Source organism: Bradyrhizobium sp. HKCCYLS3070, from assembly GCF_051167575.1.
In the GTDB taxonomy this organism is placed as follows: domain Bacteria; phylum Pseudomonadota; class Alphaproteobacteria; order Rhizobiales; family Xanthobacteraceae; genus Bradyrhizobium.
Genome location: NZ_JBNPTI010000001.1, coordinates 1,294,514 through 1,308,685 on the forward strand (window position 1 = coordinate 1,294,514; position 14,172 = coordinate 1,308,685).

Sequence of the window (14,172 nt, forward strand, 5' to 3'; positions counted from 1 at the left end):
CACGCCCTTGACGCCGCCTTCGTCGCTCGCAAGATGCGCCTACTTTTTCTGCCAGCCCGTTTGGAGCACCAGTCTCAAGATGTCCCTCACTCCCGAAGCCATCGCCACCCTGTCTCAAGTCACCACCGCGACCATCACGACGGTCCTGCTGAAGAAGGGGTTGCGCAATGTCTGGCTGCGCGGCGCCAAGCCGCTGCGCCCGGGACAGAAGCGGCTGGTCGGTCCCGCTTTCACGCTGCGCTTCGTGCCGGCGCGCGAGGATCTGGCGACCCCGGAATCCTGGTCGTCGCCGATCTCGACCCGCACCGCGATCGAGGCCATGCCCGAAGGCTGCATCGCCGTGGTCGATGCGATGGGCGTCAAGGACGCCGGCATCTTCGGCGACATTCTGTGCGCCCGCATGGTCAAGCGCGGCGTCACCGCGCTGATCACCGACGGAGTCGTGCGCGACCTCGAAGGCGTGCTCGGCACCGGCCTTCCCGTATGGTGTGATGGCTACGCCGCGCCGCCGTCGGTCGCAGGGCTCACCTTCGTCGGCTGGGGCGAGGCGATCGGCTGCGGCGGTGTTGCCGTGTTTCCGAACGACGTCATCGTCGCCGACCAGGATGGCGCCGTGCTGATCCCGCAGGCGATGCTCGATCACGTGCTCGCGGAAGGCCCCGAGCAGGAGCGCATGGAAGCCTGGATCGTCGACGAGGTGAACAAGGGCGCGGTGCTGCCGGGTCTCTATCCGATGAACGCCGAGACCAAGACGCGCTACGCCGCGTCGAAGAAGTAGTTCACGGCGCCGATTGATCAACGACACAGCTTCAGGAAAGGCAGAACAATGGTCGACGTTTATCTCGCGGGCTCGCGCCCCACGCGCCGCGCAGCCGCGGAAAGCTTTACGGGCACGGTCTGGCAGGACCCGATCATCACGCCGCAGGCTCCAGCCCGCGTCGCCTCGGCGCGCGTCGCGTTCGAGCCGGGCGCGCGCACGGCCTGGCATACTCATCCGCTCGGACAGACGCTCTATGTCATCCAGGGCGTCGGCCGGGTGCAGGCCAAGGGCGGGCCGGTGCGCGAAATCAAGGCCGGCGACGTCGTCTGGATCCCGCCGGGCGAGAAGCATTGGCATGGCGCCGCGCCGACCACCGGCATGGTCCACGTCGCGATGCATGAATCGCTCAATGGCGAGCACGTGACCTGGATGGAGCACGTCACCGACGAGGAATACGCCACCCCGGTCGGCTGATACATCACTGAGAACGGTGCGAGCGCGCGGTCGCAGGGCCGCGCGCTTTGCGTTTGGAGGCGCGTCGCGCGCCGGGCTCAGTTCACCCGCGTCCAGGTCTGGCCGCCGCAGAACATGCCGCCGAAGGCGCAGCCCTGCACGCGCAGACTGTCCGACCCCTTCAGCGCGATCGTCGAATCGTAGGTGCTGCCGCTGTTCGGATCGAAGATGCGGCCGGTCCACTTCTTCTCCTGGGCCTTGTCGCTCGGCCGCATGTTGATCAGGATCTGCTCGCCGTTCTGCTTGGTCTTCGCATCCACGGCGTAGCCGCAGAGATTGGTGCCGCAGGGCTCGATGCGAATCTGGCCCTCCTTCTCCTCGGTCAACCAGATGCCGACCGGCGAGCTGGGATCGCGACCGGCGGTCTGCGCCGCGGCGGGCGGCGCAGCTGCCGTGGTCACGGCAGGCGTCTGGGCTGGCCGCGGTGGCGGCGGCGCGGCGGCGGGAGCCGGCGCGGCAGCAGGAGCCGCAGCGGCCGTTGCAGCGGCTGGCGGCGCAACCGGTGCCGTGGCGTTGGCGGCTGGGGCCGCCGGAGGTGGCGGCAGCGGCGCCGGTGGCGCGGCCGCCTGGACGGGAGGAGGCGCCGCCGGCGGGCTCGCTGGTGCGGCTGCCGTCGGAGCGGGCGCCGCAGGGACGGGAGCAGGGGGCGCGGTCGTAGCCGGAGCCTGCGCGGGCGGGGCCGGCGTGACCGCCGCCTCGGTGGGCGCCGGAGGCGGCTTGGTCGCATTGTCCTGGTCGCGCTTGGTGCGCTTGGTCTTCTTCTGCTCGGTATTGTCGTAGACGCCGGGGATCTGCACGGTGCCGCGGTCGGGATCGATGCGGATCGTCTTGCCGCCATACTCGATGACGTATTGCGCCTCGGCGGCACTGCTGGCCAGAACCAAAGCCGCGACGGCCAACAGCCTCTTCATCCGTGTCTCCGCGATGTCGGTTGCTGATGTGAGCGAGCTCACGCGCTGGTAAGTCGCCGATGCGGCGCCACCGGTTCAATGCCCGGCCTGCTCAGAAATCGAGCGGCGCATTGTCGACCACCTCCTTCATCACGAAAAACGTGCGCGTCTGCCGCACGCCCGGCAGCGAGATCAGCTGGTCGCCATGCATCCGGTTGAAGTCGTGCATGTCGCGAACGCGGATCTTCAGGAAGAAGTCGAAATCGCCGGCGACGAGATGGCAATCGAGCACGAATTTCAGTTTGCGGATCGCCGCCTCGAAGGTGCGAAAGCTCTCCGGCGTCGAGCGATCGAGCACGACGCCGACCAGCACCAGCGCGCTGCGCTCGACCTTCTCCGGCGCGATCTGGGCGCGCACGCCCTTGATGTAGCCCTCCTCGAACAGGCGCTGGGTGCGGCGATGGCAGGTGGCCGGACTGACATGAACGGTGGCGGCAAGCTCGGCATTGCTCATCCGGCCGTCCTTCTGCAGCAGTTGCAGGATGCGCCGATCGACCCGGTCGAGATCAGCGGTGGAAGATTCTCTCATTTTTTCCGTCATGTGCGGACATATCTCTTGCCGGTATCAATTCTTGCGGACGTGAGCACAAAAACGCAGGCCAATAAAGAGAGCACCTTTCTCCGCCTTTTTCGTATGTTTCGGCCGGCCCTTTCATCCACCCACGGAGAGACCCGTGCTTCGGCTCGACAAGTTCAAGAAGTATCCGCTCACCTTCGGTGCCACCCCGATCGAGCATCTGCCGCGGCTGACCGCGGCGCTCGGCGGCAAGGTGCAGATCTATGCCAAGCGCGACGACTGCAATTCCGGTCTCGCGATGGGCGGCAACAAGCTGCGCAAGCTCGAATACATCGTGCCCGATGCGATCGAATCGAATGCCGACACCCTGGTCTCGATCGGCGGCGTGCAGTCGAACCATACCCGCATGGTGGCGGCGACCGCGGCCAAGATCGGCATGAAGTGCGTCGTCGTGCAGGAGAGCTGGGTGCCGCACGAGGACGCCGTCTATGACCGGGTCGGCAACATCCTGATGACGCGCCTGATGGGCGCCGACAGCCGCATCGTCGAGGACGGTTTCGACATCGGCATCCGCAAGAGCTGGGAAGATGCGATCCAGTCGGTCAAGGATGCCGGCGGCAAGCCCTACGGCATTCCGGCCGGCGCCTCCGTGCACAAGTTCGGCGGTCTCGGCTATGTCGGCTTCGCCGAGGAGGTGAGGGCGCAGGAAGCCGAGATGGGCATCAAGTTCGACTACATCATCGTCTGCGTCGTCACCGGCTCGACCCAGGCCGGCATGATCGTCGGCTTCGCTGCCGACGGCCGCGCCGACCGCGTCATCGGCATTGACGCCTCCGGCACGCCGCAGCAGACCCGCAGCCAGGTGCGGCAGATCGTCGACAACACCGCTGAGCTCGTCGAGCTCGGCCGCAAGGTCCGCGACGACGAGATCGTGATCCTCAACGACTACGCCTATCCGGCCTATGGCGTGCCGAGCGCCGAGACCAACGAGGCCATTCGCCTGGCCGCCCGCACCGAGGCGATGATCACCGACCCGGTCTATGAGGGCAAGTCGATGCAGGGCATGATCGACCTGGTCAAGAAGGGCTACTTCCCGGAAGGGTCGAAGGTGCTCTATGCGCATCTCGGCGGCGCCCCGGCGATCAACGGCTACAGCTACACGTATCGCAACGGGTGAGGGCGGCTTCATCGTCCCTCGCAGCGTCGCGGTGAGCCGGGCTCCCACGCCACACTCCGCTGTCGTCCCGGCCTCCGAGCCGGGACTCATAAGCACCGGCCGTGGTGTCGTCGCGAGCCATCCACACATGACGCCGTCATTCCGGGGCGCGCGCAGCGCGAGCCCGGAATCCATAACCACACGTGGACGTGTTGGGCACGCCGGCTGCTCCATCTCGTTCCAACAAAGTCCGCTTCGGAGTATGGATTCCGGGCTCCGCTGCGCGCGCCCGGAATGACAGCGAGTGTGCTGACAGACTTTTGCTTGCATGACATCGCTACACATGAGCTGGCGTTCTCGCGACGCATGGCGTCCGAGTGATCCATCAGTCGAACCCTCTCAATCAGAAGAGGGCGCAGGGAATGCCGGGTGAGGGCCTCACCCATGGCCCGCCTGCGAAAAAAATGCAGGCGGCAGGTACCACAGGTGCTGCCGATCAACCGGCATTCCCTGCGCGACGGTCTTAACGCTTATACGCAGTCTCCCTGGTGCGCCGGGCTTGTTGGCCACCATGGTCCGCGCGGCGCGTTAGCGCCGCCGCGAACGTGACACCAGCGTCGGGGTGTCAGGACCCTGCGACTTCACGTCCGCAAGCTGCCGTTCGTCCGCGTGCAAGCACGCTTTCGGCATCTCGCGGCCATCGCCTCCCCACCTCGCGTGTCGTGACGATTGCGCGCGACGCCCCTCTTCGATGAGGCGGGATGGCGGCAGTGAACCATATTTTTCTGAAAAACGAAAGTCGAATATTTTTCGCCCGGGGACTGGACAGGGGTCTTCCTACTGAAATTGCGAAAGAACATTTTGTTTCGGCGCAGCTCTTCCTTGCGGGTTCTCCTCAGGTGCCGGCAGACGGCAGCGACTTCCAGGGACTATGCACTCGGCAAATCGAGGCCGTCAGGCAGCCTGATCCACAGGACGGTTTGCGCGTCCGCGGAGTGACGCGACAGATGACCCTTTCCGTGCGTGTCCTCCACCAGCACAAACTCGCCTGCGGAGACGCGCCGCACCTCGCCGTCGCTCGTCTCGTATTCGACCGCCCCGCTCAGTCTGACGGTCAACACCCGCCCCGGAACGGTGTGCCAGTCAACCTGGCGCATACCGGCGGGGATCTGCGTAAACTCGACGCTTGAGGCGATATAGCGCTTGGAAACTTGAAACGGCTTGGCGCCGGGGGCGACGGTCACAGCCGCCGCCGTCGGGATATCCACTTCACCGAAGCGGGACTCGCCGTCGGGCGTTGCGTAGATCCGAAGACACTTCATCGCATGTCGTCCTTTGCTGGCGGGCCAGAAGATCATCCGGTCATCATTGCCCGACGGAAGACCGCGGACATGTTACTCGAACCAATTCTTGTAGATCGCCTGGTAGCTGCCGTTCTCGGTCGAGATATGCAGCCACTGGTCCACGAACGCTTTGAGCGCCACGTCGCGCTGCAGCCAGTAGGCTTTCTCGGAGAAATCGAACGGCTTCTCCGGGTGCACGGCGCAGAGCACGCCGGGATGCAGCTTCTGCTGATAGCGCGTCTCGGAGGCGTCGGTCATCATCAGGTCGGCGTCGCCCTTGGCGATCTCGTCGAAGATGGTGACGTTGTCGGGGTGGACGCGGATGTCGGCTGACTTGATGTTGGCGCGGGCGAAGCGCTCGTTGGTGCCGCCCGGATTGACCACGACCCGGGTGCCGGGCTTGTCGATGTCGGACAGCGTCTGGTACTTCGAGGTGTCGGTGCAGCGCACGATCGGGGTCTTGCCCTCGCGCATGATCGGCGTCGAGAACAAGCCCTTCTTCTGGCGGTCGAGCGTGATCGATACGCCGCCCATCGCGACATCGAACTTGTCGGCCTCGAAATCCTTCATGAGCTGCGGCCAGCTCGTCGGCACGAACTCGACCTTGACGCCGAGCGCCTTGCCGAGCGCCTCGGCCATGTCGACGTCGAAGCCGGAGAATTTTCCGGTCGCCTTGTCGAGATAGGTGAAGGGCTTGTAGTCGCCGGTCATGCCGACCCGTAAGCTGCCGCGCTGCACGATCTCGTCGAGGCGCGAGGGCTGGTCGGCGAGTGCGGCAGTGGCGAGACCGCAGGCCAGCACGGCTGCGGTCACGGCGGCGACGGTCCGGTTGAAAAATCCCATATTGAATCACCTCGCATGATGTGGCCGCGCTATTCATAGCGGAGGTCGCCACGCGCGACGAGGGGCAAGCAGGAAGGTTGGTTGATGAGCATTTCCTTGGTGCAGGCGTCGGTCGAGGTGTTCGTGCCTTATCTTCACAACCTCTCGGGGGTGCTCGACAAGGCCGCTGCCTTTGCCGAGGCGCGCCGCATCGATCCCGCCGACCTGCTGCAGGCCCGGCTGGCGCCTGACATGTACAACCTGATCCGGCAGGTCTGCGAAGCCAACCGCCACGCCACCATCGCTTGTGCGCTGCTCGCCGGCCGCGCGCAGCCGACCGTTGCCGACAGCGACACGGATATGGCCGGGTTGAAGGCGCGGATTGCAACCGCGATCGACGATGTGCGCAGCGTGCCACCTGCGGCGATCGAGGAGGGCGCGAAGCGGGAGGTCAGCTTCACCTTCCGCAACGGTGCGACGCGCAGCTTCGACGATGGTCGCTCATTGCTGCTCACGTTCAGCCTGCCGCAGTTCTTCTTTCACGTCACCACGGCCTACGACATCCTGCGTCACGCCGGCGTGCCGCTGGCGAAGCCGGACTATCTGGGCGCGCGGAGGTAGGCGCTTCCGGGGCGGGACGGCAGGCGGCCTCGAGGTCCACAAAATACGAATGGCCAGGATGGAACCCGGCCATGGGATTTGGAGACATCGCAACGAAGATGGAGTGGTCCGGGCGGCCGGAGCGCTACCTCTCGCTGGGCGCAACCGGGCCCTTGCCGGTCATCTCGTTCTTCAGCGCCTCGAAGCGCTCGATCGCCTCTCGCGCGCGGGTGTCGACCGTCTTGACGGCAGCTTCGGCGGTCATCGGTCCGCTGCTCACGGCGATCGAGGTCGGCCCGACGGTCTCGTCGACATAGTAGCCGTCCTCGCCCCGCCGTGCCGTCCAGCGGAAGCGGATCGCGGAAATCGGCCCAGGTCCGAGCTTGGTGTAGCCGTCGGCCTGATCGAGTGAGACGACAGTCGCGGCAGCCTTCTTCGACGACGGCGCCACCTTGTCTGCCGACCTCGTCGCTTCAGGCTGATCGAGAATGCTCGCTATCGTTGCGAGCGCGTGCTCGGTCGCAACACTCATGGCCGCCTCTGTTCCTACCGGCGCGCGTAAAATCCGGTGCCGATAGTCACAGTTGTAGCTGGATTTGGCCAAGTTGCAAGAATGCGTTGAAAGTTGGGCGCCAAAGCGGTGGAGAAAGGTCCTGACATCCGCGTGATGAGGGCGGGTCCTGCCTCGTCGCCGACGGGACAGGACCATTGCACCGGCCGGACGACTACAAGACGTCCTGATTGATCACGTTCTGCCGAATCGGATCGCCATCGAGCACGCTGAGAATGTTGCGCGCCGTCTGCTCGCTCATGCGGTCGACCGCCTCTCGCGTCACGCCAGCGACGTGCGGAGCCATGATCACGTTGGGCAGCGCATGCAGCGCGTGGCCGACCGGCGGCGGCTCCTGCTCGAACACGTCGAGGCCAGCGCCGGCGAGCCGGCCCGAGGACAGCGCGTCATAGAGCGCGGCCTCGTCGATCAGGCCGCCGCGCGCGGTGTTGATCAGATACGCCGTCGGCTTCATCAGCTTGAGACGCGCGGCGTTGAACAGGCCGATGGTCTCCGGGGTCTTCGGGCAGTGGATGCTGACGAAGTCGGCGCGCGGGAGCGCAGTGTCGAGATCGGCAACGGGCTCGCAGCCCGCGGCGGTGATGTCGGCTGCGGGCTTGTAGGGATCGTAGACCAGAACCTGCATCTCCATCGCGAGGCAGCGCTTGGCGGTGCGGGTGCCGATGCGGCCGAAGCCGATGATCAGCACGGTCTTGCCGTAGAGATCGAACGGCAGCACGCCGAGGCGCGCGCCCCAGGTGCCGTCCTTGACCATCGCATGCATCTCGTTGGCGCGCTTGGCCAGCGTCAGCATCATGAACAGCGCCTGCTCGGCAACCGAGGGCGAGTTCGCGGTGCCAGCGACCATCAGCGGCACCTTGTGCCTGGAGAGCGCGGGCACATCGACCGCGTCGAAGCCGACGCCGATTCGGGTGACGACTTTCATGTCGCCGGCCGCGATCAGCTCCGGCTCTCCAAAGCGCGTGGCGCCGAGCGCGACGCCGTGCACCGGCGCGTGGGACTTCAGCAGGTCGGAAAAATCCACCGCCGAGATCATGTTGGGGAACTCGATCATCTCGACATCATCGCGCGCCGCCAGCAGCGCGCGGCCCTTGGCCGAGAAGGATTCCGTGACGAGGATCTTGTTCTTGTTGGTTGCCGTCCTGGTGGTCATGTCCTGCCCTTGAAGCTTCTTATGCTCGTCAGATGACGAGGCCTGAAGCCTCATTTAGCAGGTGCATGTTGTTGAGGTCCATTGCCATGCGCAGAGGGCTGCCATCCCGCGCGCCGGCGTTGGGGTTGACCCGCCCGCAGACCGGCGTCTCGTTGAGGGTGAAGTAGACAAGCGTCTCCATGCCCATCGGCTCGGTGACGTCGAGCAGCGCCTCGAACGGCTCAATCCCAGGCTCCGCATGCGGCTTGGTCTCGGCGATGTGCTCGGGCCGGATGCCGAGCAGCAGCGGCTCGTTCCGCGACACGGATTGATAGCGCGCGGCGCGCGCCGGCGGCAGCGGAAAGGCGATCCGGTCGGTGAGGCGGATGTGGAGCCGGCCATTGGCCTCCTCGAGCCGGCACGGCACGAAGTTCATTGCGGGCGAGCCGATGAAGCCGGCGACGAAGCGTGTCGCCGGATTGTGGTACAGCTCGTTCGGCGTGCCGATCTGCTCGATGCGGCCCTTGTTCATGACCACGACACGATCGGCCAGGGTCATCGCCTCGACCTGGTCGTGGGTGACGTAGACCGTCGTGGTGCGGACCTTCTGGTGCACCTTCTTGATCTCGATGCGCATCTGCACGCGCAACTTGGCGTCGAGGTTGGACAGCGGCTCGTCGAACAGGAACACCTTGGGATTGCGCACGATCGCACGGCCCATCGCGACGCGCTGGCGCTGGCCGCCGGAGAGCTGCTTGGGCTTGCGGTCGACGAGGTCGGCGATGTCCAGCATGCGCGCGGCCTCCGCCACGCGGCTCTTGATCTCGGCCTTCGGGTAGTGCTTCAGCCGCAGCCCGAACGACATGTTCTCGGCCACCGTCATGTGCGGGTAGAGGGCGTAGTTCTGGAACACCATGGCGATGTCGCGATCCTTCGGCGGCACGTCGTTGACGACGTCGCCGCCGATGGTGATGTCGCCGTCGGAGATGTCCTCGAGCCCAGCGATCATCCGCAATGTCGTCGACTTGCCGCAGCCGGACGGGCCGACCAGCACGACGAACTCGTGGTCGGCGATATCGAGATCGATGCCCCTGACCGCCTCGACGTCGTCGTAACGCTTCACGACCTTGCGCAAGCTCACTTCAGCCATCTGTGATCAACCCCCGTCATCAGCCTTTGGTCGCGCCGGCGGTGAGCCCGGCAATGTAATAGTCCATCAGGAACGCGTAGATGATCAGCGGCGGCGCCGCGCCCAGCAGCGCGCCGGTCATGATCTGTCCCCAGTTGAAGACGTCGCCCTTGATCAGGCTCGTGACGATGCCGACCGGCAGCACCAGTTGGTCGGTCGAGGTCGTGAACACCAGCGGATACAGGAACTGCGCCCAGGAGACGGTGAAGGCGAAGATCGTCGCGGCGATCAGACCGGGCAGGGCGACGGGAATGAAGATCCGCGTCAGCGTCTGCAGCCAGGAGGCGCCGTCGATGATCGCGGCCTCGTCGAGCTCCTTCGGGATCGAGGCGAAATAGCCGATCATGATCCAGGTGCAGAACGGCACCGTCAGGGTCGGATAGATGAACAGCAGCACGTACCAGCGATTGATCAACTGGATGCCGGTGACGTCGCCGATCAGCGCGAACATCTTGAACAGCGGAATGAACAGCAGGCTGTCCGGGATCAGATAGGTCAGGAATACGCCGGTCGCCAGCGTCGCCGAGCCCCAGAACTTCATCCGCGACAGCGCGAATGCGGCGGGGATGCTGATCAGCATGGTGATGATCACCACGACGATCGAGACCATGGCCGAGTTGAAGAAGAAACGCTGAAACTGGTTCGAGGTGAGCAGCTCGACATAGTTCTCCAGCGTCGGATGGAACACCCACCACGGATTGGTCGCCGCGGAGATCTCCGCGCTGCCCTTCAGCGAGGTGATCAGCATGTAGAGCGGCGGCACCAGCGAGAAGATCGCGAACAGCGTCAGGAAGAAATACGACCAGCGCAGCGCCCAGGCGCGGTCGCGGCTCATCGAGCCATATTTGACGGTACGGGTCGGGCCGGCCTTGTCGATCGTGACGGTGCTCATCAGGACTCGTTCCCCCGCTTGTTGACGTCGCGCAGGATGAAGATGGCGGCGACCGCCAGGATCGGCACCATGAACAGCGAGACGCTGGCGCCGAGCGGAATGTCGCTGCCCTCGATGCCGACGCGGAACGCCCAGGTCGCGAAGATGTGCGTCTTGTCGAGCGGGCCGCCGGCGGTGAGGATGCGCACGATGTCGAAATTGGCGAACGTCACGATCAGAGAGAACAGCGTCGTGATCGCGATGATGTTGCGCATCATCGGCAGGGTCACGTACCAGATCCGCTGCCACCAATTGGCGCCGTCGATCGCCGCGGCCTCATAGAGCTGATCCGGGACAGATTTCAGCGAGGCCAGGTACATGATCATGAAGAACGGCGCGCCGTACCAGATGTTGACCAGGATCACCGAGAACCGCGCCCAGGCGGCATCCCCGGTCCACGGGATCGGGCCGATGCCGAAGAAGGCGAGCGTGTAGTTGAAAGCGCTGTAGGACGGGTCGAACAGCCACAGCCAGGCCAGCGTGCTCATCGCCGGCGGGATCACCCAGGGTACCAGCAGCATGCCGCGCCATTTGCGCTGCCCCTTGGCGGGGATGTTGTGGACGAAATGAGCGACGATGAAGCCGATCAGCGCCTTGAACACGACGGCCGTGATGGCGAAGATGCAGGATTGCTTGACGACCAGCCAGAACGTGTCGCGCTTGAACAGAAACTCGAAATTGCCGAAGCCGACGAAGCGCTGCATCGACTTGTTCAGGGTCGCCAGATGCACCGAATACAGGGCGGGATAGACGACCAGGAGCACGATCAGCAGGATCAGCGGCAGCGTCATCAGGAAAGCGGCGGTCGATTTCCGCTTCAACGCCCTGTGCAGACCATTGCGGCGGGCCGCGCGAGGGCGGGCGACGGCGTTTTCACCGATGGCGGCATCAACCATGAGAAAAGGCTCCTCGTGATGTCCCCTGCGACAGCGGGGTCCTCACTGGATGGGAAACACTGACAAGGTGAAAGGGGGCGGCCCGCCTGCTGAAGCGGACCGCCGGCGTTGCTTCGAGCATGCCTCAGCTGCGCATGAAGCCCTCGCACTCGCCTTCGGCCCAGGCGAGGGTCGATTCCATCTTCTCGCCCTGGGCGTAGCGCAGGCACATCTTGGTCATCGTCGCCTGCGCATAGATCTGCTGCGCGATCTTGGGCGGAGCAGGGGAGGCTGCGATCGACAGCGTCTGGTGATTATAGGGGTTGGGATAGTGATAGAGGGTCCCCTTCGGCGGTCCCTCCTCCTGCCACACCTTGAGCGTCGTCAGCTTCTGATAGGCCGGCAGATCGTAGCCGCCGCTCGCCACCACCATCTTCTCGATCGATGACGGCTTCGACAGGTGCACGATCAGGCTCTTGGCCGCCTCCTTGTTCTTGGAGAACGACCAGATGCTCCAGAAGTAGGGCAGGAACGGCGCGAAGCGGCCCTTGGGGCCGGCCGGGAAGCCGTGGGTCCAGCACTGCTCGGCGATCTGCGGCGCGTCGCGCTTGGCCACCGCCCAGGCGCTCGGCGGATTCATGATCATCGCGCCCCTGCCCGAGACCAGCCATTTGTTGTTCGATGCGTCGTCCCACGAGGCGACATCCGGCGGCAGCGCCGCGATCAGCCGCTTGTAGAACTCGAGCGCCTGGCGCACGGCATCCGTCTTCACCGTGACATCGCCCTTGGCGTTGACGAGATCCGCGCCGAACGCCTGGAAGAACGCGCCGGCGGAGTCCACGCTGTCGGTGGTTTCGCCAAGCCCGATGCCGAACGGCACGCCAGCCTTATGGCAGGCCTCCGCCGCTTTCAGGAAGGTCTCCGTGGTCCAATTGTCGGCCTTCGGTGGAGATCCGGCCGGATACATCTCCTGCACGTCGATGCCCGCGTGCTTCTTCATCAGATCGATGCGGGAGCAGGGACCCTTGATCTGACTGCCGACGCAGGCCGGCACGGCGAGCCATTTGCCGCCGGACTGTCCGAGATATTTGACAGTGCCGTTGACCTCGCCGTTCTCCTGGATGATCGGCTCCATGATGTCGTTGACCGGCTCCAGCAGTTCCGCATGCGCATGCGGCCACCAGGTCGGCATGGCGATCAGATCGTGGCCGGACTTCGCGGCGCCCTCGGCGGCGATCGTCAGCTCGATCTTCTTGCCCTGGCTGGTGATGTAGTCGATCTGGACCTCGACCTTCTCCTTGGCGGCCCACTCGTTGACGAGATCGGTCGAGGCCTGGTTGGCGCCCGGAACCCAATGGTCCCAGAAGCCGATCGAGAGCTTGCCGGCGGCGTAGGCGCCGCGCACATAGGGCGCGGCAATCATGACCGCCGAGGTGGCAGCGGTCGCAGCAACGAATTGTCGGCGGTTCAGCTTCCTCCGTGACATGGCGTTCCCTCCCTGGTGAGCCAAGCATTCTGTCGATGCGAATCCGATTTGTTAGTTGTTGCGTCGCGTCATGCGCGCATGGATTTCGCTTGGATGCAATCAGAGCAGAATTGCGAGCGGCTGTCGAGAAAGCCGGTGAGGCGAATCCTAGAACTAATGGCGTGCACAATTCGTCGCAGGTTCCGTAACTGATTGCATCGCAGTGCTGAGCGCTGCAGTGCAAAGCGCGTCTCGGCCGAGCAGGAAGCCGAGAGGAACCAGTGTAGCTGGGCGCGTCCGATGCATCGCGCCGCGTGCGGCAGATGGACTTGCGCGTTGCGGCAACGGTAGAATTCGTTGGAATCATGGTCGTCACGACCAGCGACTGCGCACGGAGCCTGAACTGATGATGATGAGCCCCGGCATCTGGCGCCGGTCTTTCCGGTGCATCGCAATAGGAGTGTCAATAGGTCTCATCGGCCTTGTGGGCCTGCCGCGTCAGCCTGCCGCGCAGGGCCTGTTCAAGGGCGTCGAGCAGGGCGCGCGCGAAGGCAACAGGGCGGCGGGCCCGGTCGGCGGTGTGCTCGGCGGCGCGATCGGCGGTGTCGTCGGCGTGGTCACCGGCGTGACCGGGGCGTTCACCGGCAACAGCGGCCAGCAGAGTGCGCAGCCCGAGGCGCCGCCGGCCGAGGGCAGGAAGGCGAAGCCTTCCAAGGCGACGAAGACGAGCAAGGTCGCCAAGGCGACGCCGATGCTGACGCAGCCGGGCGCCCCGCAACTCACGGCCGAACAGATCGTCGCCAACAGCGATAGCAATATCGAGCGCCTGAAGACCGGGCTGAACCTGACGGAAGAGCAGGCGAAGAACTGGGGTCCGTTCGCCAACGCGATGCACGCGCTCGGCCGCAACGGCGCGGATCGACTCGAGCTGCGCATCGCGCGGTCGAAGCGCGATCCGCCGGACGACATCGTCGAGCAGATGCGCAACGAGGCTCAGTTCCTGGTCGATCGCGCCGCCGACCAGCGCGCGGTGGCCGACACATCGGAACCGCTGTTCACCAGCCTCGACGACAAGCAGAAGCAGATCTTCATCGACGAGATGGTGCGCCTGAGTCGCGAGCGCGGACTGGACTAGCTCAACGGAGTTGGCGTCGTCGCGGCCGTGCCCGTTGGCAACAGCGGCGCCGGCGGCGTGCCGTGACGCATGACCACCGCACTCGCGCCGCATCGCGGTGTATTAATACCCTCAAATGGCCATTAGTCGCGCGGCATGCACATTTTTCGGGCACGAGCGGGCGCGGCTCGCGCAACGTGCCGGCCAACATCGCTGCCTCTGCAACCGAATTGC

The 14,172-nt window shown here is 65.0% G+C and carries 15 protein-coding genes; 5 read left to right on the forward strand and 10 right to left on the reverse strand.

Annotated features, from left to right (window positions below; all coding sequences use genetic code 11):
* Nucleotides 1–79: 79 nt before the first annotated feature.
* Together ACQR03_RS05990 and ACQR03_RS05995 are read left to right on the forward strand one after the other, a co-directional pair.
* Nucleotides 80–778, forward strand: coding sequence for a ribonuclease activity regulator RraA (locus ACQR03_RS05990; protein ID WP_434841045.1), 699 nt, complete (start codon nucleotides 80–82; stop codon nucleotides 776–778).
* A gap of 48 nt (nucleotides 779–826) precedes the next feature.
* Entirely contained in the window at nucleotides 827–1,234 is a 408-nt protein-coding gene (locus ACQR03_RS05995) for a (R)-mandelonitrile lyase (RefSeq protein ID WP_008965351.1), read from the forward strand.
* 77 nt (nucleotides 1,235–1,311) lie between these two features.
* Here ACQR03_RS05995 and ACQR03_RS06000 read toward each other — a convergent pair whose 3' ends face one another.
* Together ACQR03_RS06000 and ACQR03_RS06005 are read right to left on the reverse strand one after the other, a co-directional pair.
* A complete protein-coding gene (locus ACQR03_RS06000) occupies nucleotides 1,312–2,184 on the reverse strand; it encodes a DUF2147 domain-containing protein (protein WP_316200774.1) in 873 nt (290 codons plus the stop codon).
* A 91-nt stretch (nucleotides 2,185–2,275) separates the two neighbouring features.
* Nucleotides 2,276–2,752, reverse strand: a complete 477-nt coding sequence (locus ACQR03_RS06005) for an Lrp/AsnC family transcriptional regulator (RefSeq protein ID WP_315711971.1) — start codon at nucleotides 2,750–2,752, stop codon at nucleotides 2,276–2,278.
* 145 nt (nucleotides 2,753–2,897) lie between these two features.
* Between ACQR03_RS06005 and ACQR03_RS06010 the strand changes: the two genes are divergently transcribed.
* Nucleotides 2,898–3,917: a 1-aminocyclopropane-1-carboxylate deaminase gene (locus tag ACQR03_RS06010; RefSeq protein ID WP_315711969.1), complete on the forward strand. Its 1,020-nt coding sequence runs from the start codon at nucleotides 2,898–2,900 to the stop codon at nucleotides 3,915–3,917.
* A 908-nt stretch (nucleotides 3,918–4,825) separates the two neighbouring features.
* On the opposite strand, the gene ACQR03_RS06015 is transcribed toward ACQR03_RS06010, so the two are convergent.
* Complete coding sequence (locus tag ACQR03_RS06015) at nucleotides 4,826–5,218, reverse strand: hypothetical protein (RefSeq protein WP_315712623.1); 393 nt, start codon at nucleotides 5,216–5,218, stop codon at nucleotides 4,826–4,828.
* Nucleotides 5,219–5,290: 72 nt separating this feature from the next.
* Entirely contained in the window at nucleotides 5,291–6,082 is a 792-nt protein-coding gene (locus ACQR03_RS06020) for a transporter substrate-binding domain-containing protein (RefSeq protein WP_434841046.1), read from the reverse strand.
* 84 nt (nucleotides 6,083–6,166) lie between these two features.
* Here ACQR03_RS06020 and ACQR03_RS06025 point away from each other — a divergent pair, with 84 nt between their 5' ends.
* Nucleotides 6,167–6,682: a DUF1993 domain-containing protein gene (locus tag ACQR03_RS06025; RefSeq protein ID WP_315751578.1), complete on the forward strand. Its 516-nt coding sequence runs from the start codon at nucleotides 6,167–6,169 to the stop codon at nucleotides 6,680–6,682.
* 124 nt (nucleotides 6,683–6,806) lie between these two features.
* Here the strand turns inward: ACQR03_RS06025 and ACQR03_RS06030 are convergent, their stop codons facing one another.
* The 6 genes from ACQR03_RS06030 to ACQR03_RS06055 all read right to left on the reverse strand — a co-directional run bounded on the left by ACQR03_RS06030 (nucleotide 6,807) and on the right by ACQR03_RS06055 (nucleotide 12,845).
* Entirely contained in the window at nucleotides 6,807–7,193 is a 387-nt protein-coding gene (locus ACQR03_RS06030) for a hypothetical protein (protein ID WP_434841047.1), read from the reverse strand.
* A 193-nt stretch (nucleotides 7,194–7,386) separates the two neighbouring features.
* Nucleotides 7,387–8,385 carry a hydroxyacid dehydrogenase gene (locus tag ACQR03_RS06035; RefSeq protein ID WP_315751577.1) on the reverse strand — a complete coding sequence of 333 codons (999 nt, stop codon included), beginning with the start codon at nucleotides 8,383–8,385 and terminating at the stop codon, nucleotides 7,387–7,389.
* Nucleotides 8,386–8,413: 28 nt separating this feature from the next.
* Entirely contained in the window at nucleotides 8,414–9,514 is a 1,101-nt protein-coding gene (locus ACQR03_RS06040) for an ABC transporter ATP-binding protein (protein WP_315711961.1), read from the reverse strand.
* A gap of 19 nt (nucleotides 9,515–9,533) precedes the next feature.
* Nucleotides 9,534–10,445, reverse strand: a complete 912-nt coding sequence (locus ACQR03_RS06045; protein WP_315711960.1) for a carbohydrate ABC transporter permease — start codon at nucleotides 10,443–10,445, stop codon at nucleotides 9,534–9,536.
* On the reverse strand, nucleotides 10,445–11,380 hold the full coding sequence (locus tag ACQR03_RS06050; protein WP_315711958.1) for a carbohydrate ABC transporter permease: 936 nt from the start codon (nucleotides 11,378–11,380) through the stop codon (nucleotides 10,445–10,447). The genes ACQR03_RS06045 and ACQR03_RS06050 overlap by 1 nt, the downstream gene beginning before the upstream one ends.
* Nucleotides 11,381–11,504: 124 nt before the next feature.
* Nucleotides 11,505–12,845 carry an ABC transporter substrate-binding protein gene (locus tag ACQR03_RS06055; protein WP_434841048.1) on the reverse strand — a complete coding sequence of 447 codons (1,341 nt, stop codon included), beginning with the start codon at nucleotides 12,843–12,845 and terminating at the stop codon, nucleotides 11,505–11,507.
* A gap of 469 nt (nucleotides 12,846–13,314) precedes the next feature.
* Here ACQR03_RS06055 and ACQR03_RS06060 point away from each other — a divergent pair, with 469 nt between their 5' ends.
* Complete coding sequence (locus ACQR03_RS06060; protein WP_316187150.1) at nucleotides 13,315–13,959, forward strand: Spy/CpxP family protein refolding chaperone; 645 nt, start codon at nucleotides 13,315–13,317, stop codon at nucleotides 13,957–13,959.
* Nucleotides 13,960–14,172: the final 213 nt, after the last annotated feature.

Coding starts and splice junctions, on each gene's coding strand:
- ACQR03_RS05990 (WP_434841045.1), top strand. CDS start 80: ATGTCCCTCACTCCCGAAGCCATCGCCACCCTGTCTCAAGTCACCACC.
- ACQR03_RS05995 (WP_008965351.1), top strand. CDS start 827: ATGGTCGACGTTTATCTCGCGGGCTCGCGCCCCACGCGCCGCGCAGCC.
- ACQR03_RS06000 (WP_316200774.1), bottom strand. CDS start 2,184: ATGAAGAGGCTGTTGGCCGTCGCGGCTTTGGTTCTGGCCAGCAGTGCC.
- ACQR03_RS06005 (WP_315711971.1), bottom strand. CDS start 2,752: ATGAGAGAATCTTCCACCGCTGATCTCGACCGGGTCGATCGGCGCATC.
- ACQR03_RS06015 (WP_315712623.1), bottom strand. CDS start 5,218: ATGAAGTGTCTTCGGATCTACGCAACGCCCGACGGCGAGTCCCGCTTC.
- ACQR03_RS06020 (WP_434841046.1), bottom strand. CDS start 6,082: ATGGGATTTTTCAACCGGACCGTCGCCGCCGTGACCGCAGCCGTGCTG.
- ACQR03_RS06025 (WP_315751578.1), top strand. CDS start 6,167: ATGAGCATTTCCTTGGTGCAGGCGTCGGTCGAGGTGTTCGTGCCTTAT.
- ACQR03_RS06030 (WP_434841047.1), bottom strand. CDS start 7,193: ATGAGTGTTGCGACCGAGCACGCGCTCGCAACGATAGCGAGCATTCTC.
- ACQR03_RS06035 (WP_315751577.1), bottom strand. CDS start 8,385: ATGACCACCAGGACGGCAACCAACAAGAACAAGATCCTCGTCACGGAA.
- ACQR03_RS06040 (WP_315711961.1), bottom strand. CDS start 9,514: ATGGCTGAAGTGAGCTTGCGCAAGGTCGTGAAGCGTTACGACGACGTC.
- ACQR03_RS06045 (WP_315711960.1), bottom strand. CDS start 10,445: ATGAGCACCGTCACGATCGACAAGGCCGGCCCGACCCGTACCGTCAAA.
- ACQR03_RS06050 (WP_315711958.1), bottom strand. CDS start 11,380: ATGGTTGATGCCGCCATCGGTGAAAACGCCGTCGCCCGCCCTCGCGCG.
- ACQR03_RS06055 (WP_434841048.1), bottom strand. CDS start 12,845: ATGTCACGGAGGAAGCTGAACCGCCGACAATTCGTTGCTGCGACCGCT.